The 18,431-nt window shown below is 66.8% G+C and carries 21 protein-coding genes; 12 read left to right on the top strand and 9 right to left on the bottom strand.

Features of this window, described 5'->3' with window-relative positions:
* Positions 1-8 precede the first annotated feature (8 nt).
* Genes DA69_RS02245 through DA69_RS02235 form a run of 3 tightly spaced genes read left to right on the top strand, consistent with a single transcriptional unit; the run spans position 9 to position 2,019 of the window.
* A complete protein-coding gene (locus DA69_RS02245; RefSeq protein WP_235599192.1) occupies positions 9-581 on the top strand; it encodes a sigma-70 family RNA polymerase sigma factor in 573 nt (190 codons plus the stop codon).
* Positions 578-1,216: a ChrR family anti-sigma-E factor gene (locus tag DA69_RS02240; RefSeq protein ID WP_025977671.1), complete on the top strand. Its 639-nt coding sequence runs from the start codon at positions 578-580 to the stop codon at positions 1,214-1,216. Before DA69_RS02245 ends, DA69_RS02240 begins: the two co-directional genes overlap by 4 nt.
* Entirely contained in the window at positions 1,213-2,019 is an 807-nt protein-coding gene (locus DA69_RS02235) for a DUF1295 domain-containing protein (RefSeq protein ID WP_201105634.1), read from the top strand. Before DA69_RS02240 ends, DA69_RS02235 begins: the two co-directional genes overlap by 4 nt.
* Here DA69_RS02235 and DA69_RS02230 read toward each other — a convergent pair.
* Entirely contained in the window at positions 2,016-2,423 is a 408-nt protein-coding gene (locus DA69_RS02230) for a DUF2177 family protein (protein WP_025977673.1), read from the bottom strand. The two genes, DA69_RS02235 and DA69_RS02230, sit on opposite strands and share 4 nt — an antisense overlap.
* Positions 2,424-2,510: 87 nt before the next feature.
* Positions 2,511-3,116 carry a cysteine hydrolase family protein gene (locus tag DA69_RS02225; protein WP_025977674.1) on the bottom strand — a complete coding sequence of 202 codons (606 nt, stop codon included), beginning with the start codon at positions 3,114-3,116 and terminating at the stop codon, positions 2,511-2,513.
* Between the two features lie 263 nt (positions 3,117-3,379).
* Here DA69_RS02225 and DA69_RS02220 point away from each other — a divergent pair, with 263 nt between their 5' ends.
* Positions 3,380-4,159, top strand: coding sequence for a nucleotidyltransferase family protein (locus tag DA69_RS02220; RefSeq protein ID WP_025977675.1), 780 nt, complete (start codon positions 3,380-3,382; stop codon positions 4,157-4,159).
* Positions 4,143-4,940 (top strand): metallophosphoesterase family protein, encoded by a 798-nt coding sequence (locus DA69_RS02215; RefSeq protein WP_025977676.1) that lies wholly within the window; start codon positions 4,143-4,145, stop codon positions 4,938-4,940. Before DA69_RS02220 ends, DA69_RS02215 begins: the two co-directional genes overlap by 17 nt.
* A 4-nt stretch (positions 4,941-4,944) precedes the next feature.
* Here DA69_RS02215 and DA69_RS02210 read toward each other — a convergent pair whose 3' ends face one another.
* Complete coding sequence (locus DA69_RS02210; RefSeq protein WP_025977677.1) at positions 4,945-5,838, bottom strand: SDR family oxidoreductase; 894 nt, start codon at positions 5,836-5,838, stop codon at positions 4,945-4,947.
* Positions 5,839-6,029: 191 nt separating this feature from the next.
* Between DA69_RS02210 and DA69_RS02205 the strand changes: the two genes are divergently transcribed.
* The 4 genes from DA69_RS02205 (at position 6,030) to DA69_RS02190 (ending at position 7,819) form a co-directional block, all read left to right on the top strand.
* A complete protein-coding gene (locus tag DA69_RS02205; RefSeq protein ID WP_134581387.1) occupies positions 6,030-6,224 on the top strand; it encodes a hypothetical protein in 195 nt (64 codons plus the stop codon).
* Positions 6,225-6,350: 126 nt separating this feature from the next.
* Positions 6,351-6,590 carry a hypothetical protein gene (locus DA69_RS02200; protein WP_025977679.1) on the top strand — a complete coding sequence of 80 codons (240 nt, stop codon included), beginning with the start codon at positions 6,351-6,353 and terminating at the stop codon, positions 6,588-6,590.
* 21 nt (positions 6,591-6,611) lie between these two features.
* Entirely contained in the window at positions 6,612-7,202 is a 591-nt protein-coding gene (locus DA69_RS02195; protein ID WP_029972582.1) for a DUF4142 domain-containing protein, read from the top strand.
* A 119-nt stretch (positions 7,203-7,321) separates the two neighbouring features.
* A complete protein-coding gene (locus DA69_RS02190; protein ID WP_025977681.1) occupies positions 7,322-7,819 on the top strand; it encodes a ferritin-like domain-containing protein in 498 nt (165 codons plus the stop codon).
* Positions 7,820-7,862: 43 nt separating this feature from the next.
* On the opposite strand, the gene DA69_RS02185 is transcribed toward DA69_RS02190, so the two are convergent.
* Positions 7,863-8,591 carry a Crp/Fnr family transcriptional regulator gene (locus DA69_RS02185; RefSeq protein ID WP_025977682.1) on the bottom strand — a complete coding sequence of 243 codons (729 nt, stop codon included), beginning with the start codon at positions 8,589-8,591 and terminating at the stop codon, positions 7,863-7,865.
* Between the two features lie 159 nt (positions 8,592-8,750).
* Between DA69_RS02185 and DA69_RS02180 the strand changes: the two genes are divergently transcribed.
* Together DA69_RS02180 and DA69_RS02175 are read left to right on the top strand one after the other, a co-directional pair.
* Positions 8,751-9,014, top strand: a complete 264-nt coding sequence (locus DA69_RS02180) for a hypothetical protein (RefSeq protein ID WP_145915883.1) — start codon at positions 8,751-8,753, stop codon at positions 9,012-9,014.
* Positions 9,015-9,073: 59 nt separating this feature from the next.
* Positions 9,074-9,778, top strand: a complete 705-nt coding sequence (locus DA69_RS02175; protein WP_025977684.1) for a Crp/Fnr family transcriptional regulator — start codon at positions 9,074-9,076, stop codon at positions 9,776-9,778.
* 43 nt (positions 9,779-9,821) lie between these two features.
* On the opposite strand, the gene DA69_RS02170 is transcribed toward DA69_RS02175, so the two are convergent.
* Together DA69_RS02170 and DA69_RS02165 are read right to left on the bottom strand one after the other, a co-directional pair.
* Positions 9,822-10,208, bottom strand: coding sequence for a hypothetical protein (locus tag DA69_RS02170; RefSeq protein ID WP_029972583.1), 387 nt, complete (start codon positions 10,206-10,208; stop codon positions 9,822-9,824).
* A gap of 2 nt (positions 10,209-10,210) precedes the next feature.
* On the bottom strand, positions 10,211-11,032 hold the full coding sequence (locus DA69_RS02165; RefSeq protein WP_029972584.1) for a TIGR02587 family membrane protein: 822 nt from the start codon (positions 11,030-11,032) through the stop codon (positions 10,211-10,213).
* A gap of 196 nt (positions 11,033-11,228) precedes the next feature.
* Here DA69_RS02165 and DA69_RS02160 point away from each other — a divergent pair, with 196 nt between their 5' ends.
* Positions 11,229-12,086, top strand: a complete 858-nt coding sequence (locus tag DA69_RS02160; RefSeq protein WP_025977687.1) for a Ku protein — start codon at positions 11,229-11,231, stop codon at positions 12,084-12,086.
* A 3-nt stretch (positions 12,087-12,089) separates the two neighbouring features.
* Here the strand turns inward: DA69_RS02160 and ligD are convergent, their stop codons facing one another.
* The 3 genes from ligD to DA69_RS02145 all read right to left on the bottom strand — a co-directional run bounded on the left by ligD (position 12,090) and on the right by DA69_RS02145 (position 18,425).
* Positions 12,090-14,624, bottom strand: coding sequence for a DNA ligase D (ligD, locus tag DA69_RS02155; protein ID WP_025977688.1), 2,535 nt, complete (start codon positions 14,622-14,624; stop codon positions 12,090-12,092).
* A gap of 268 nt (positions 14,625-14,892) precedes the next feature.
* Complete coding sequence (locus DA69_RS02150) at positions 14,893-16,692, bottom strand: DUF885 domain-containing protein (RefSeq protein ID WP_025977689.1); 1,800 nt, start codon at positions 16,690-16,692, stop codon at positions 14,893-14,895.
* Positions 16,692-18,425 (bottom strand): DUF885 domain-containing protein, encoded by a 1,734-nt coding sequence (locus DA69_RS02145; protein ID WP_025977690.1) that lies wholly within the window; start codon positions 18,423-18,425, stop codon positions 16,692-16,694. The genes DA69_RS02150 and DA69_RS02145 overlap by 1 nt, the downstream gene beginning before the upstream one ends.
* Positions 18,426-18,431 lie beyond the last annotated feature (6 nt).

Genomic DNA, 18,431 nt, shown 5'->3' with positions numbered 1-18,431 from the left:
TCGGCGCCATGAGCGACGGAGCCGAGAATCCGCTTGCGCACGAACGGCTGATCGAGGCAGTGGCCCTCCGCCGCGACCGCGAGGCCTTCGCCCTTTTGTTTGAACATTTCGCCCCGCGCCTGAAAGCCTGGCTGATGAAATCCGGCGCCAGCGCGGCGGCGGCCGAAGACTTCGCCCAGGACGCCATGCTGACGGTCTGGCGCAAGGCGGACTTGTTCGACGCCCGCAAGGCGCGCGCCGCGACTTGGATTTTCACCATCGCCCGCAACCGCCGGCTGGACATGCTTCGACGCGACGCTCGCGCCCTGCCCATGCCTGAAATCGAGCCCCACGAAGACGAATCAATGCGGCCTGACGCCATACTGGTCATGAGTGACGACGCCCGCCGAGTGCGCGAGGCCTTAACGCTGCTGAAGCCCGATCAGGTCGAGGTCCTGCGCCTGGCCTTTTTCATGGACAGCCCCCATTCGGAAATCGCGCAAAGGCTGAACCTGCCGCTGGGCACGGTGAAGTCCCGCATCCGCAACGCCATGATCAAGCTGCGCGCGCTCCTCGAACCGTCCGAGGAGGCCTCCCTATGATTCCCGCCCGCAACCCTTCTGAAGAGCGCCTGCTGGCCTATGCCGCCGGAACGCTGAGTCCGCCTGAAGCGGTGGTCGTCGCCGCCCACCTGGCCTTGCGCCCCGCCAACGACGCCTGGGTCCGACGACTGCAGTCCGTCGGCGGCGAGTTTCTGGAAGAGACGCCCCCCTCGGTCCTGTCGGACGGCGCTCTGTCCCGAGCCATGGCGCGGATTGAAACCGACGCCGGCGAAGTCCGGGTTCAGCCGCCGCTGAACGACATGCCTGAACTGCCAAAACCCTTGCGGCGGTATGCCCTGGGTCCATGGCGCTGGATCGGACCCGGGATGCGGATGCGCGACGTCCATGCGCCGCGCGACGGCGATTGCCGCGTCATCCTGCTGAAAATCGATCCGGGCCGTGAAACGCCCCGCCACACCCACGGCGGGGTCGAGCTGACCTGCGTTCTGTCCGGCGCTTACGCCACCGAGAAGGAATGGTTCGGGGTCGGGGATTTGGAAGAAGCTGATGAAGACGTGCTGCACCGGCCGCGCGTGGTTTCGGACGAGCCCTGCCTCTGCGTGGTGGCTCTGGACGGCCAGATACAGCTCGACGGCTGGATGGGCCGCCTGATGCAGCCCTTCGTGCGGCTGTGATCGGCGCCCTGCTGGCGCTTTGGGCCGGGGCGGCGCTGTTCCTGGTTCTTGTGATGGCGGCCGCTTGGCTGGTTCAACGCCGTACAGGTCAGGGGGGATGGGCGGACGCCTTCTGGTCGCTGGGCTTGGGCGCGGCGGGGGTCTTGGTGGCCCTGTTCCCGCTCGACAGCGCCGCGCCGTCCGCCCGCCAGACCCTCGCGGCCTGTCTGATCGGCGCCTGGGGATTGCGTCTGAGCCTGCACATCGCCGCCCGCGCCCGCTCGTCGCACGAAGACCCGCGCTACGCCCGCCTGCGACAGGATTGGGGGCCGCATTTTCAGCCCCGGATGTTCGGCTTCCTGATGCTGCAGGCGGGGGCCGCCGCCCTCCTTGCGCTCAGCATCCTGGTCGCCGCCCGTAATCCGGCGCCGGGCCTGAATTTCCAGGACGCCCTTGCGACCCTCGTGTTCGTGGCCGCCCTGTGCGGCGAAGCTCTGGCTGATCGCCAACTGAGCCGCTTCAAGGCCGATCCGGCCAATCGCGGCGAAGTCTGCGACACCGGCCTCTGGGCCTGGTCCCGGCATCCCAACTACTTCTTCGAATGGCTCGGCTGGTGCGCCTGGCCGATCTTCGCCCTCAACCTGAGCGGCGGCTGGCCGTGGGGGTGGTTGGCGCTGAGCGGACCGGCCTACATCTATTGGCTGCTGACCCGGGTGTCGGGCGTGCCCTTGCTCGAGGCCCACATGCGTCGCTCGCGCCCCGAGGCCTTCGCGGCCTACGCCGCCCGCACCAGCGTCTTCTTTCCCCGGCCGCCAAGGCCTTAAAGCAGGCGGAACAGTCGCGCGGCCAAGGCGCAGGCGATCGCCGACGAGCCCGCGCTGACGCATACGCCCCAGGCCATGTCGATCAACGACAGTTTCAGGCTCCAGGTCTTCAGCGTCGCCAGGTTCGTCAGGTCATAAGTCCCGTAAGCGAACAGGCCGAACAGGCCGCCCCACAAGAGCGCCTTCTTCCAGCCGCCCTCAGCCAAACCAGGCCAGACGGCGAAGAGGGTCAATCCCGCCGCATAGAGAGCATAGAAGGCGATCGCGGGCGCCAGCCTGAAGTTATCGGCCAACATCGAACCGATAAAAGGACGATAGAGCCGGTCGCCCATACTGCCTAACCAGGCGGTGTCGATGATGGCGAACACGATCAGGGTGGAAAGATAGGCAATCGCGATATTCATAGACGACCTCCAGCAGCACTGCTGATGATATACGATCACGCACGGCGATTGGATTTGGGATCCCGACCAAGATGGGCGGAAAGGCGGCTAGGTCCAGGCGTCCAGCACCTCATCGCATTCGGCCGTTTCGATCTGCTGGCTGAAGCGGTCATGGTAGAGGTTGAGCAGAGCTTCGTGCGCCTGATCTGACGAACTGCACACCGCGTCGGAGACCACGATCACGCGAAAGCCCAGATCCACGGCGCCCAGTACGGCTGCGAGGACGCACATATCCGTCTCGGCCCCCGTCACCACAAGCGTGTCCACCTGTCCCGCCGCAAGGGCTGACGCCAGATTTGTCCCCATCCAAGGCGAGTAGTGCGCCTTGTCTAAGACACGGGCGGGTGGAGTGAAGGTTTGAAGCTCGGGCAAGAGCTCAACGCCCTCCTCCCCCAGGTTTTCGAGGGTGATCGACTCCCATCGACGCCAATACCGCCGCCAGGCTCCTCGACCATCGCCCGGCGAGCGGGCGGGGATAAAGCGGGTGAAGCACGTGCGATCAGCACGGCGCTCGCACAGGCGCACGACGACCGGCAGCACGCGGGGCATCCACGGCGTCCGCCAGGCTGTTTCCTCTGCGAACATCCGTTGCATGTCGACGCATAGATGCACCGCAGAGGCTGGAATGCGCCCATAGATGATGCCGGAAGCCATGAACTGGCAAAGCCTAAATCTCCGCCAGGTTCCCGCCCAGGCGACTCCGTTTCGGACGCCAGGACATCGAAACCCAACCTGTGTGGAAGTTCGAGCACCGGCGCCCCGGGCCAACCGGGTCGCCAGACTTCCTGCCCGCGCAAATGAAGACCAACGAGCCCAAGACGGGGCGCTTGTCAGCAACCGCGCAGTCACCGCGAGGGCCGGGCGGAACCCGGCTTGGCGATGCGCCGTTCCCTTGCCCTGTTTAGGAACCGCATCCCATGTCCGACACGATCGCCGACCCGGCCTTTGAACCACCGCCCGAAGCCCAGGCCTTCTACGAGGAGGCCTTGCGCCTGCTGAAGGAATCCGGCGTGCCCTTCCTTCTGTCGGGCACCTATGCGGTTACCGCCTATACGGGAATCCGTCGGCCGACTAAGGATCTCGATGTCTTCTGCAAGCCTGGCGATTACCCTCGAATCCTCGCCTTCTTCCAGGCGCGCGGCTATCGCACCGACGTGGAGGACGAACGCTGGATCGCCAAGGTCTGGAAGGATGACAAGCACTTCTTCGACGTCATCTTCGCCATGTCGAACGGCACCATCGCCGTGTCCGACAGCTGGTTCGGACCGGACCGCATCACCGTCTACGGGCATGAGGTGACGATCACCCCGCCGACCGCCCTGATCCTGTCCAAGGCCTTTATCCAGGACCGCTATCGCTACGACGGCGCGGACGTGAACCACGTCATCCTGAAGCAGGCCGAGGCCATCGACTGGAAGTCGCTGCTGGATCAGATGGACCTTTATTGGGAGGTGCTGATGGCGCACCTGCTCAACTTCCGCTTCGCCTATCCGACCGAGCGCGGTCTGGTGCCCGCCTGGCTGATGACCGAACTGATCGGCCGCCTGCAGGCCCAGGTCGATCTGCCGCCGCCGCGCGTCAAGGTGTGTCGCGGGCGTCTGTTCAGCCCGCGCGACTATATCGCCGACATCTCCGAATGGGGCTTCGGCGACGTGGTGGGCAAGGGCCTTGAGGAGCGCCATGACCCCGTCGCCTGACACGTCTGAAGCAGCGCCTCCCGTCGAGGGTCAGACGCCCCAGCCGGGCATGGAGTCCGGGCCGAAGAAGAAGCTGCGCGTCGCCGCCGTGGCCGACCTGCACGTCGGCGAAACCTCGCATCGCGCCTATCGCGACCTGTTCGACCGGGTGCATGAGGACGCAGACGTGCTGTGCCTGTGCGGCGACTTGGTCAACTTCGGCAAGACGGTCGAGGTTGAGAACCTTCTGGAAGACCTGCGCGCCTGCCGCATCCCCATGGTCGGCGTCCTGGGCAATCACGAGCATGAGTGCGGCCAGCCGCTGGAAGTCAGCCGCATGCTGACCGACGCAGGGGTCAAGATGCTGACCGGCGAAGCCTATGAGATCGACGGCGTCGGCTTCGCCGGGGGCAAGGGCTTCGTCGGCGGTTTCGGCCGCTACATGCTCAGCTCCTTCGGCGAGGCCTCGGTCAAGACCTTCGTCAATGAGGCGGTGGAAGACGCCAACCTCATCGAGAATTCGATCCGCACCCTACGCACCGAGCGGAGCGTCGTGCTGCTCCACTACGCCCCGGTCGTGGATACGGTGATCGGCGAGCCGCCCGAGATTCACGCCTTCCTAGGCTCGTCGCGCCTGGCCGAGGTCGTCGACCGCTATGAGAACGTCAAGCTGGTGCTGCACGGCCACGCTCATCGTGGGGCCCCGGAAGGCCGCACGGCGCGCGGCGTCCCGGTCTACAACGTCGCCCTGCCCGTGCTGCGGACGCTGGGCGATACCCCGTATCGCGTGTTCGAGGTCTGAAGGCTCAGGCGATCCCGGCCCCGCCGGTCACGCCCCAGACCTCGCCTGTGACGAAGCTGGCTTCCTGCGAGGCCAGCAGCACATAGACGGGCGCGATCTCGACCGGCTGGCCTGGGCGACCGAAGGCGCTGTGGGCGCCGAATTTCTCCACCTTCTCCTGGGGCTGGCCACCGCTGGGCTGCAGAACCGTCCAGAAGGGCCCCGGCGCCACCGCGTTCACCCGCACCCCCTTCTCGATCAACTGCTTGGCCAGGGCCTTGGTGTAGGTGACGATCCCGCCCTTGGTGGTGGCGTAGTCCAGCAGGATGTCCGACGGCTCATAGGCCTGGATCGAAGCCGTGGTGATGACCGCCGCGCCCGAAGGCAGATGGGGCGCCGCCGCCTGACACAGCCAGTGCAAAGCGTAGAGGTTGGTCTTCATGGTCGCGTCGAAATCATCGGTCGACACCTCTTCGACATTCTCGCGGAACTGCTGTCGGCCCGCGTTAACGACCAAGATGTCCAAGCCTCCGAAAGCGTCCAGCGTGCGCGCGACCATGGTGGCGTTCCACGCCTCGTCGCGTACGTCCCCGGGCAGAGCCAGCGCCTTGACGCCTTCCGCCTCGATCAGGGCGATCACCTCCCGCGCGTCGGCTTCTTCCGAAGGCAGATAGGAGATCGCCACGTCGGCGCCCTCACGAGCATAAGCGATAGCGACTGCGCGTCCGATGCCGGAATCCGCGCCGGTGATCAGGGCGCGTCGCCCTTTCAGCCGCCCGTGGCCTTGATAGCTTTTCTCCCCGTGATCCGGCTTGGGCTCCATACTGGCGACCAGGCCTGGCGCAGACTGGGGCTGACGCGGAAACGGCGGGCGCGGATACTGATGACGGGGGTCCTGCATGGTCAGGCGGTCGGACATTGCGGCTCCTCTTAACGACTGAAGGCGTGCCAACCTAAGTCGCACCCGCGGCGAGCGTTCCCCGCCCAGTTCAACTCGCCAGCGTGACGACGGCTCTCATCCGTAGCGCCCGAAAATCCAGAAGCGACCGGCGCCATACGGAACAGGGGGCGCGTCTTTTCCTTTCTCTTCGCGACGAAAGGAGTCCCCTCTTGCCCCTCGCGAACAAGGAAAAGCCTCAGATCCTGCGACAGCCGCGCCGCTTGCTGATGGTTATAGGCGCCGTCCTGGCGCTGTTGATCGTCGTGTATCTGGCTACAGCCGCCACCGGCTTTCTTCGCACTCAGACCAAGGTCCCAGATCCGCGCATGACGGGGACGGAGGCGCCCCTGGAGCGCGCCATGTGACGGCGGTTGCGAGCTTGACCGTTTGGAACAGCCCCGCGCCTCGCCGCTTAACGTTCTGTCACAGGGAGGAAAGAATGAACCGACTTCGCACTCGCCTGCCCGCCGCCGCCGTCATGGGAGGCCGTCATGCGCTTCTATGAAGTCGTCGTCGGCAGCGACAGCGGACCCCAGCGGACCCTGCGGGTGGCCTCGCCCACGGACGCACAGGCCGCCGACGCCGCCGCGCCCCTGATGCGGGCGCACGAAGCCATTCTGTCCATTCGAGACGTGCCTGACGATGGGCTGCAGCAGGCCGATGGTCCGCCGCCCAGAACTCAGGCCGAAGAACTGGCCCCCGGCTCCCCGGGGATGGCCGCTAAATCCTGATCCATCGCAAGGAGGACACTTATGATCAAACAAGCCGTCGCCGTCGTGGCCGTTTCGGCCGCCGCTCTCACCCTGGCGGCCTGCAACCAGCAACAGGGCTCTGACGCCGTCGACAAGGTTCAGGACGCCGTTTCCGAACCGGTGGGTCAGACCTCAGCCGCCACCATGGGCGCCAACATGGTCAGCGCCTATGTTCCGAACGCCGCCATGGGCGACATGTACGAAATCCAGGCCGCCGACATCGCCCTGGAACGGTCGCAGAACGCCCAGGTCAAGGAATTGGCCAAGATGATCAAGGCGGATCATACGGCCGCCGCCACCGCCCTGAAAACCGCCGCCGCGCAGGCCGCGCCTGACACCGCCGTGCCGAGCGCACTGGATCAGCGTCGCCAAGGCCTGATCGATAACCTCCGCTCGGCCGATGCGGCGAATTTCGACAAGACCTATATCGACCAACAGGTCGCCGCCCACGAGGAAGCTGTCACGCTTCATCGCGGTTTTTCGGACAAGACGGACGCCCCGGCGCTTTCTGAACACGCCCGCACCGTCCTGCCCAAGATCGAAGCGCACCTGCAGCGCGCGAAGCAGGTGCAGTCCAGCCTGGCCGGCTGACGTCAAACCCGTCGCGGAAGCAGAGCGTCCGCAGAGGCTCTGTCTAAATGCAGACACGCCGGAACACTCTCACGTATTCGCCGCTTCGAAGATCCCCCACTCATTTTTAGGAGACACTCATGGCCGAGAAAACACTGCAGACCCTGTTTCACGACACTCTGCGCGACATCTATTACGCCGAGCGGAAGATCCTGAAGTCTCTGCCCAATATGGCCCGCGCGGCTCAATCTCCTGAGCTCAAGGCGGCGTTCGAGAAACATCGCGAGCAGACGGAAGGGCAGATCGAACGCCTGCAGCAAGTGTTCGAGATCATCGGCAAGCCCGCCCGCGGCAAGACCTGCGACGCCATCGAGGGCATCTTGGCCGAGGGCGACGAAATCGCCGATGACTACAAGGGCACGGCAGCGCTCGACGCCGGCCTGTTGGCCGCCGCGCAGGCGGTGGAGCATTATGAGATCACCCGCTACGGCACGCTGAAGCGGTGGGCGCAGGTGCTGGGGTTGAAGGACGCCGTCAAACTGCTGGACGAGACTCTCCAGGAGGAAAGCCAGACGGACGAGGACCTGACCGCCATCGCCGACGCCGCGGTCAACGCGGAGGCCATGCAAGCCGCCTGACGGCCGACCGCCCCGCCGCGTCGTCGGCGGGGCGAACCCGGCTTCAGACCGGCAGCTTTTCCAATCGCAGGTAGGCGGGATTGAACTCGGCCGCCTCGGCCAGTCGGTCCCAGGCGAGGATGCGCACCTCAGGGCCGGTCCATTCCAGCCACCCTGCCTCCCGCATGACCTTCAGCGTGCGGTTCACATGCACCGCCGACATGCCCAGCAGATTTGCGATCTCCGCTTGAATGATCGGAAAATGGAACGCCCCGTCGCGGGCGAGGCCGACGGTCTGAAGGCGGGCGTAGATTTCACAGACCAGCAGGGCGGCCCGCTCCAACGCCTCCTGCCGGCCCAGCGCCAGCAGCCATTCGCGGTGCATGGCGGCGTCCACCACCGTCTCCAGCCACAACAGTCGCGCCAGATGCGGATGCTGCTCGGTCAGGGTTCGCAAACGATTGTGAGGGGCCTCTGCGACAAGACAATCGGTCAGCGCGCGGACGCCGTGATCGACCCGCTTCAGCACGAAGCCATGTAGGTCGATGAAATCTCCGGGAATATTGATCTGCGTATACTGACGCCGCCCATCGCTCAGGTCGCGATACCTCGCGCAGAACCCGCTGATGACCAAGCTGGAATGATCGACCAAGGCGTCCTGGGAGACGATGTCGCAACCCGCCGGCTTCGCCACGACATGGGTCAATACGCTTCGCAAGGCCTCCCGCTCGCCCTCGCCGAGGTCGTCGCGACGCTCCAGCTTCTTCTCCAACAGGCGGCTATGGTCAGGCATGGTATGGCTCCGCTTACGCTTGGCCGATGCTCAACGCTGCGGCGCGGCGAATGTTGCCGCAAAGCTAGGCCGCCTCCGGTTCCACAAAGCCGCAAAGGCGACAGATCGAACCGCCTGCGGCCAGCCGCATTGAGTTCGCGCCACAGGGGAGTTTGCATTGTGAATAGGACACCAGTCATCGAGCGGGCTTTTGAGCTGGCGCGCAGCGGTCGCTTCCGCATCCCGAGCGAGATCCGCAAGGCTATGATCACCGACCGCTATACCCAAGCTGAGTTGTTCCAGCTGGAAGGCAAGGCCACCTGGCGCCAGCTGCGGACGTTGTGCGCGGATTCCTATTATCGCGCCTCAAGCGGACCTGGCAGGCCTGGAGCACCGCTGAAACTGGCCGACGCTCTCGCGGACACGCGGAGCTTCGGCGACTAACCCATGTAAGCGCGGTCCCTTCGCCACTCATGGCAGGGCTCTCCCTCCAAGGAGGGCCCATGCCTGCAGATTCGGCCGCCACGCCGTCCCCATCCATCCCGCTGAACGGGCGTGCGCGCGCGCATATCGGCGATCATCCGGTGTATCGCGCCTTGCCGCCGGACACGCGGCGGCGCCTGCTCGCGGAAGGGACGGAAATCGAGCTCCGGAGCGATGCGCCTCAGCCCCTGGACAGAGACCATCTCTGGTTTGTGCTCTCGGGCGTACTGGGCGCCTTCCCGGCCGATAGCGAGGTTTGCGTCGCGCAGGTCGTATCCGGCGCCGTCTACGGCTGGGAGCACGCCCTCGGCTTCAGCGGCAGCGCAGCCCAGGTGCGACCGGTGCTGGACGTGCGGGTGTTCCGCGTTCCCGCCACAGCCGCCCGCGAGGCGCTGGGTTATGACTGGCTGGCGCGTTTCGTGGCGCTGCAGGCAGTCCAGCGCCTGACCTTCCTGGAACAGGAAGCCGCCTGCAACGCCTCCCACCGGGTCTCGGAACGCTTGGCGAAATGGCTGCTTCGCCTGCATCTCGGCGGAAACGGCGCACCGCTTCGCCTGAATCAGGCCCAGCTGGCGGCCATGCTTGGCGTCCAGCGCACCAGCATCAATGCGGCGGCGCGCAGCCTGCAGGCGATGGGCGGCGTGCGGTTTACCCGCGGCAAAGCTTCGATTCTCGATGTGCCCAAGCTGACCGCCGGGTCATGTCGTTGCGGCGCGACGCACTGACGAGGGCGGCGACCGGGCGCGGCAAACAACGCCGGCCGGCGCGTCAGGGCTCTGACCAGCCCAGCACGCGTAGGGCCGGATCGGGCTTGTCCGTCTGCGAGAAGACCAGGCTCGCCTTCTTCTCTCCCCGCCCCGGCACATAGTCGAGCGAGGCGCCGGACCGTTCGTCGCCGACCCGGCCCTCGATGTCCACGGCGGCTGCGGCCAGGTCGCCGTGATTGGCGACAACGACGTCGACTACCCACCCGCCGGACGAAGGTCGCACCGCCTCGCTTCTGATCGTCAGCGTCGCCGGCGCCGGAACGGTGAAGGCCGCTCGCGCCAATACAGCCGCTGCGGCGAGCGTGATCAGAAATCCAGCCAAGGCGCAGGCGCGCTGCAGCCGCGACACGCCCCTTCTTCCTGTCTTCTGCTTCTTCTTGTCGGTCACGGCTACACCAGAAGCCGCGCTGCCGCAGCGCCGATCGCCGCCGGAAAAGCGAGGATGATGACATTGGCCATAAGGGCCTGAAGGCCATGGCCGTCCGCTCCTCCGAACACCCACAGCATGGCGAGGCTGGCCAGCAGGCACAGGGCGTAGCCGGGAAGGGTGAAGTCGAAGAACGCCCGGATCGGCGTCTCCGCCTGTTCCTGTCCGGCGAAACCCGCTTCGAAGACGATCAGGTGCAGCAGGACCACCGAGAGAACGAGCACGCCCAGGGCGCCCAGCGGCGACGCCATATAGGCGATCAGCCGCATCTCCTCGGTCGGGGCCAGGTTCAGGGCGAAGTAGAGGGCGCCGACCAGCATCAGGAACAGTTCGCCCGGATAGGATGCCTCATCCTCATCGCCCTCGTCCGGATCGCCCGACAGCTGGCGTCGCGCCGCCAGAGCGCCCAAGGCGGCGGGCGCCGCCTGCAGGGACATCTGCCCCACGGCGGACGCCGGTGAACTGAAATCCAGCACATTGAAGATCATCAGAAGCGCAGCGGCGGTGACGAAGCCCACCGCCAGTGCCACCAGGGTGTCCAGCGCAGTGTTGACCAGACCGCGGCGCGCCGAAAACCCGGCATAGTGCGCCAGCCCGAACAGCACCGGCAGGGCCGCCAGCAGAAAGACGAGACGCCGCTCCGGTTCCGCAGAGAAACCGAGCGCCCACATCTCCATCGTCATAAGCAGCGGCAGGCTGAACAGCAGGGCGCCGCCGAAGGCTCGGCCCAGATCGCGGAGGTAGGCGCTGTCGTCGGCCCTGGCGGCGTCCTGGATCGTCGTCATGACCATGCAACGCCGCCGTCCGGTTTCGGCTCCCGCGCAGATCCCGCCCTCGCCTCAGTCCAGGCGACTGCGGGCTGGCGGAGCGTCCCATGGAAGCGGTTCGCGCTGCTCGTCTCTACCGCGACGCAGCGTTGATGCTGGCCTCGAGGCGAACGGATCGTCTCGCCGCGCATTCCTTTTGCCGATGGAGGATCACATGGCTGCTCGCCCGACCTGGCAAGGACATCTGAAGCTGTCGCTCGTCACCTGCCCGGTGGCGCTCTACACCGCGACTAGCAGCGCCTCCGACGTGCGCTTCCACCTGATCAACCCCGACACGCACAACCGCATCCGCATGGTGCCGACCGATCCCGACGCGGGACCGGTGGAGCGCAGCCATCTGGTGCGCGGCTATGAGGTGTCCAAGGACGAATACGTCCTGTTCGACGACGCTGACTTCGACAAGGTGCGGCTCGACAGCACCAAGACCATTTCCATCGACAAGTTCGTCGACGAGTCCGACATCGACCGCCTCTACTGGGACGATCCCTTCTTCGTCGTTCCGGAAAAGGGCGCGGGCGTCGAGGCCTTCGCCGTGATCCGCGACGCCATGCAGAAGCAGGGCAAGGTGGCGCTGGGCCAGCTCGTTCTGCGCGGCAAGGAGCGCCAGCTGGCGCTGGAGGTCCGCGGCAAGGGCCTGGTGGCCTACACCCTGCGCGCCCATGACGAGGTGCGCGACGCCGACGACTATTTCGACGACATTCCCAAGGTGAAGGCCGACGCGGACATGGTCGAGATCGCCGCCCGCATCATCGCCCAGAAGGAAGCCGACTTCGACCCGACCGCCTTCAAGGATCGCTACGACGACGCCCTGCGCGAGATGATCAAGGCCAAGACCAAGGGGGGCAAGGGTCTGGTCGACGTGGCCGAGCCGGACGACACCAACGTCATCGACCTGATGGCGGCGCTGAAGAACAGCCTGAAAGGCTCGGCCAGCGGCGCCCGCAAGCCGGCGGCCAAGAAGCCCGCCTCCAAATCAACCTCCAAGTCGGCGCCGCGCAAGAAGACCGCCTGAGGATCATTCCACGCCCATCTTGCGCAGCGCGGGTCTCAGGCTGACGGCGCTGTCGCGGAAGCCCGACCAGGCGTCGGGTCGTTGCAGCAGTTCGGGCCAGACCCACAGATTATAGTCGGCCGGGTTCAGCCCCGGCGTCACCTGTTCCCACGACAGCGGAAAAGCGATCCCCGCGCCTGGCCGGGCGCGCGGCGACCAGGGCGCCACGGCGGTCGCCATCCGGCCGTTGCGCAGATAGTCGATGAATATCTTTCCGCCCCGCGCCTTCTTGGCCAGGGTGGTGGTGAAACGGTCCGGCGCCTCGACCTTGATCGCCTCGGACACGGCCTTGGCGAAGGCCTTGTTCTGATCCCAGGTGACGCGCGAGCGGCCGTCGGCGCGGATCGGCACGACCAGGTGCAGCCCCTTTCCGCCCGTCGTCTTGACGAAGGGGTTGAGCCCCAGCGCCTCCAGCTTGGCTCTGACCACCAGCGCGGCGGCGATCACGTCGTCGAAGTCCAGCCCCTCGTCGGGGTCCAGATCGAAAGTGATTTGATCGGGCGTTTCCGGATCGCCGGGTTTGCAGCCCCAGGGGTGCAGCTCCAGTCCACCGGACTGGGCCACGGCCGCCAGACCGCCGACATCGACCACGGCGACGTAGGGCGTGCGCGCCTTGACGTCGATCAGCTTCAGCCGGGGGTTGGACCCGGCCATGGCGTGACGCTGGAAGAAGGTCTCGCCCTCTATGCCGTCGGGGGCGCGGATGATCGAGACGGGCCGGTCCGCCACATGAGCCAGAAGCCGCTCGGCCGCCGCCTCGTAATAGCGCGCCAGGTCGGCCTTGGTGATGGGCGGTCGACCGTCCGAGCCCGGCCACAGCACCTTGTCGGGGCTGGATATGGCCACGCCCGCTACCGAGACCTTGCCGTTCTTTCTCGGGGCCTGCGGCGCGGCCGGCGCTTGCGGCGCGTCCGTGACGTCCTCGGCCGTCTTGTCGTCGCGCAGCCCCTTGAACGCCGCGTGCCGTAAGGCGCCGGATTCAGTGTAGCCGCCGTGTTCGATCTCGGCCACCAGCCTTGGCTTTACCCAGTGGATGTCCTTTCCCCCCTTGGGCGCGCCGGGACCGACGAAGGGGCTCTTGTCCGCCGCCTCGGCCTTCAGTGCGGGCATGAGCAACCGCGTCGCCGTCTCGCCGAAACCCGTGCCGACCCGGCCGAGGTATTTCATGCCGCCCTTCTCGCGCACCCCGACCAGCAGCGAGCGGAATCGGCTGCCGCCTTCGGACGACCAGCCGCCGATGACGACCTCATCGCGGCCCCGGCATTTGGACTTCACCCAGCTTGACGACCGGCCCGCGTGATAGGGCGCATCCAGCTTCTTGGAGATCACGCCTTCCAGATGCATCCGGCAGGCGCTTTCCAGCACCGCCTGCCCCGTCGAGGCGAAATGCTCGACATAGCGAAGACGCGCGGCCTTCTTCGCGCCGAGTCGGTCGATATAGGCCTGCAGCCGCGCCTTGCGGTGCGACAGGGGCAGCTTGCGCAGATCCTCCGCCCCCTCGAACAACAGGTCGAAGGCGAAGTAGACGAGCCGGTCCGTCTCTCCCTCGGATATCGCCGCCTGAAGCGCGCTGAAGTCGGGCATGTGATCATCGTCGAGCGCGCACAGTTCGCCGTCGATCACCGCATCGGGCCAGCCCGCCGCATCCGTCGCTAACTCGGGAAACCGGTCGCTCCAGTCCAGACCCTTTCGGGTTCTCAGCACCGCCTGGCCGCCGCCGATACCGATCTGCAACCGATAGCCGTCGAACTTGATCTCATGCGCCCAACCCGTCGCCGAGGGCGGATGATCGACAGCCTTGCAAAGCTGGATCGGGACAAAGGCGTGCGGCCGCTTCGCCTTGGACGTCGCCTTGGACGGCGCAGGCTTGGGCGGCGCCTTGCGGCGGGTCGGTTTGGACGACGTCCATTGCGCGTCGCCCTCGGCGATCTGGACCAGCGAGCGTCCGGTCGTCACCGAGGCGTCGATCTGCGCCAGGGCGTCGCCTTCGCCGGCGACGGCGTGTTCGTCCTTCTCCTTCAGCAGCAGCCAGTTGTTGCGCTTGGACGGCTTGCCCCGATCGCTCTTCAACCGGATCAACGCCCATTTCCCCTTCAGCCGCTCGCCGTGCAAGATCATCTTGATCTGGCCGCGCGCCCAGGCCGCCTCCAGGTCCGCCTCCTGCGGCTCCCAACTGCCGACGTCCCACAGTTGCACCGTCCCGGCCCCGTAATTGCCCGCCGGAATCGTCCCCTCGAAGTCGCCGTAATCTAGCGGATGGTCCTCGACCTCGACCGCCAGGCGTTTGATCGCCGGATCACGCGACGGGGCCTTGGTCACCGCCCAGGACTTCAGCACCCCATCCGCCTCGATGCGGAAGTCGTAGTGGAGCCTCGTGGCCGCATGGCGCTGGATCACGAAACGCCGCGCGTCCTTTTCGCCTGCGCGTTGAGCGCCCTTCGGTTCGGGCGTCTGCTCGAACCGCCGCTTGGCCTGATAGGTCTTCAGTTCGCCGCGCATGAAAAACTAACCCGCCCACGGCGAAACCGTTGCCTGACAGGCCCATGAGCGATGCCTGCATAGCGCACGTGACGGCGTCATTAGGAAGGGGCCCGCCGCGCCGCGCGCTACCGCTCGGGTAATGGTGAGAATTCACGTCACGCGGCGAGTGCGCCAGCCTTTACCGAGCGCGCACGTTCCGTCGCCAGCGCCCCCTCGATCAAGCTACCGGCAACGAGAACAGCATCGATGTGCAAAGACCAATACGCCTGATCCGAACCTGGACGGCCTAGGTCAAGCGCACCGCTGCTGCCAGAACATCCATGGGAAGAGGCCCGGAGGCCAGGACGAAATCATTGTACCGGCGCAGGTCGAAGCGCGCCCCAAGGCGACGCCTTGCCTCCTCACGCGAGGCGGCGATCTGCTGTTTGCCAACCATGAAGCTGCAGGCCTGGCCCGGATAGACGCAGTAGCGGTCGATCTCGCGCTCGGCGGCGTCGCGATGCTCGCCCGCGTGGGTCACCATCCAGTCGATCGCCTGCTCTCGCGTCCAGCGCGCATGGTGGATGCCGGTGTCGACGACCACGCGGCAGGCCCGGAAAAGCTGCCCTTGCAGATAGCCGATCCGGCCGACCGGATCGCCCTCATAGGCGCCGATTTCGTCGGCCAACTGCTCGGCGTAAAGCGCCCAGCCTTCCGTCCAGGCCGAGAAACGGACCGTCCGCCGGAACAGCGACAGCTCGCCCGCCTCGCGCAGGACGCTGTCCTGGAAATGGTGCCCCGGCACGCCTTCGTGGTGCAGCAGGGTCGGAATGCGCCACAGGGCGTTTTCCTCGACCGAGCGCAGGTTGATGTAGATGATCGACGGCTGGGCGGGATCGCTGCTGGCGCTGTAGAACCCGCCGGGCGCGCCGTTCTGGATGGCGGGCGAGACGCGGCGCACCTCGACGGGCCGATCCGGGGTCACGGTGAAACCGCGCGACAACAGGCCCTTGACGCGGTTCAGCCGCTGGTTGGCGTAGTCGATGATTTCCTGACGCCCGGCTTCCGTATCCGGCTTGAGGAAGCGCGGGTCGCGATCCAGAGCCGCCATGCGAGCGCCGACTTCCCCTTGCGTCAGACCCTCGGCTCTGAGCAGCCGGTCGATTTCGGCCGAGAGTTCGGCGACCCATGACAGGCCCAGCTGATGCAGTTCGCCCGGCGCGTAGCTGGCGGTGGTGTTGGAATGAAGCGCAGAGGCGTAATAGGCCTCGCCGTCCGGCTTGGCCCAGACGCCGGCGCGGGCGTCGGCGCGGGGCTGCAAGGCGGCCAGGGCTTCGCTCTGGCGCTGTAGCGCGGGCCGGATCCGCTCGACGAAGATCGCCGCCGCGCGCGTGTCCAGACCGGCGATTCCAGCTTCGTGCGCACGCTCCAGCGCGGGCGCCGTCAATGCGTTGCCCGTCGGCGAAGAATCCCGAAGAGCCGCGATCTGCGCCAGGGTCTTGGCCAGAATGAAGTCGGGCGGAACGACGCCGAGCCCGGCGTCATGGCCGATCTGCTCGGTCTCCTGATCCAGGGCGACAGCGAACTGATTCAGCTTGTCGAGATAACGATCGGCGTCGGCCGCGTCCTTCATCGGCGAGCGGCCGCCGATGCCGTCCGGCAGCCAGTAGTAGGCGCCGTTCATCTGGCTGACGACATAGGGGCTGGGCCGCAGATTGATGTCCGAGAAGCCGTAACGTCCATACTGATCGGCCATCGCCTCATAGACGAAGCGGGCCGTGTCGTAGTCCAGAGCTGCAGCGGCCGAGAGCGCCGCGCGGTTCACCGCGCCCAGTTCCGCCAGTCGTTGGGCCGTCGCCTGTCCGTGGCGAGCGCGGGCCGCCAGCGAATAATCGGCCAGACGGTCCCCGCCGCCCTCCTCGGCCCGCAGAGCCTGGGCATGGCGTTCGAGCATGGCGGCCAGACGGGCGTCGTCGGCCCCCCCGCCCATCGCCGCGCCCATCGTCGCGCCGGGCGAAACGGTCGAAGCGGCGCCCGTAGCGCAGGCCGCCAGAGGAGAAGCCATGCCGAGCGCCGCAGCGCCGACCAGGAGATCACGACGACGCATCAGGCGGCGCTCCATTGCTGAACAAGGGCGTCCAGGACTTCCATCGGCAAGGGGCCGGAACGCAGTACAAGATCGTTATAGTCGCCCAGGCGGAACCGACCGCCCATGGCCTGTCTCGCCGCCTCGCGCGAGGCGACGATCTGTTGCTTGCCGACCATGAAGCAGCAGGCCTGGCCGGGGTAGACGCAGTAGCGGTTCACTTCGCGCTCGGTCGGTCCGCGCAGTTCGCCGACGGTGTCGACCATATAGGCGACGGCCTGTTCGCGGTCCCAGCGCTCGTGGTGCAGACCGGTGTCGACCACCACGCGACCCGCGCGCCAGAGCTGCGCCTGCAGATAGCCGATCCGGCCGTAGGGATCGGCCTCATAGGCGCCGATCTCGTCCGACATGGCTTCGGCGTAGAGGGCCCAGCCTTCGGTCCACGCCGAGAAGCGCGCTGCGCGCCGGAAGGCCGACAAGCCGCCGACCTCGTCCAGCACCGCCGCCTGAGAGTGATGGCCCGGCACGCCTTCGTGATGGATCAAGGTAGGCAGGCGCCAGGACGGCAGATCGCTGGGCGTCTTCAGGTTCAGCAGCACCCCGCCCGGCGCGCCGCCCGACGGCCCGTTGTAGAAGGCGACGGGAGAGCTGTCCTCGGTGGCCGTCGACATGCGGCGAACCTCGACCGGCGTATCGACCAGATGAGTAAAGGCCCGCGACGCCCGCGCCCGCGACGCCGCCAGATAGGCTTCGGCCTGACGATGAACCTCGGCCCGCCCGGCGTCGGTGTTCGGCTGCAGGAAACGCGGATCGAGGTTCAGGGCGGCGATGCGTTCGCCGACCGAACCCTGGCTCATCCCCAGTCGTTTCAGATCGGCGTCGATCTCGGCCGACAGGGCCGCCACCCACTCCAGACCCTGACGATGCAACTCGCCCGGCTCTCGCCGAATGGTGATGTTGGCGTACAGCGACGAGGTATAGAGCGCCTCGCCGTCCGGTTGCGCCCAGACCCCGGCCTTGTCCGACGCGCGCCCGACAAGGGCGTCCAGCGCCCGCGCCTGACGGTCCAGCGCGGGGGCGACGATCCTGCGGAACAGGGCGGCCCCTTCCTCGCCCAGGGCTTCGTCGGTGCGGTACGCCGGGGCCAGGACGGGGTTGGCCTGCGGCGCGCTGTCGCGCAGAGCCCTCACCTGCGCCGCTGTCATCGCCAGAATGAAGTCCGGCGGAATGACGCCCTGGCCTGCGTCGTGGACGATGCGTTCGCTCTCCTGCTCGATGCCGCGCGCCAGGGCGGCGACGCCGTCCAGATAGACCTCTCTACCCTTGATCGCCCGCGCGCCGATCCGCGGCGGCGACCAGTAGTAGGCGCCGTTCATCTGACTGACGACATAGGGGCTGGGCCGCAGATCCAGGTCCACCGTCCCCGGCCGCGCCAGATGATCGTCCAGAACGCCGTAGACGAAGGCAGCCGTATCCCGGTCGATGCGGGCTGCGGGCGACAGGGCCGCGCGATCGACGCGCTGAAGCTCGGCGATCCTTTGCGTGTTCTCAGCCCGGAAACGGGCGCGTCCGGCGACGGAGCGGTCGCCCAGCGGATCCGCCTCGCTGCCTCCGTCGAACGCCTGAAGGGAGCGGGCGTGCCGTTCCAACAACGCCGCCAGCCGACCGTCGGCGCTGTCGAAAGCCGCGGCCGCGGGCGCCGCCGCCAGGGCGGCCGTCCCAGCCGCCGCCGTCAGCATCTGCCGTCTGTTCATGCCCTG

It is taken from the genome of Brevundimonas naejangsanensis, assembly GCF_000635915.2.
In the GTDB taxonomy this organism is placed as follows: Bacteria; Pseudomonadota; Alphaproteobacteria; order Caulobacterales; family Caulobacteraceae; genus Brevundimonas; species Brevundimonas sanguinis.
Note: the sequence above shows the minus strand (reverse complement) of the source record. Positions and strands in the feature narration are given on the sequence as shown.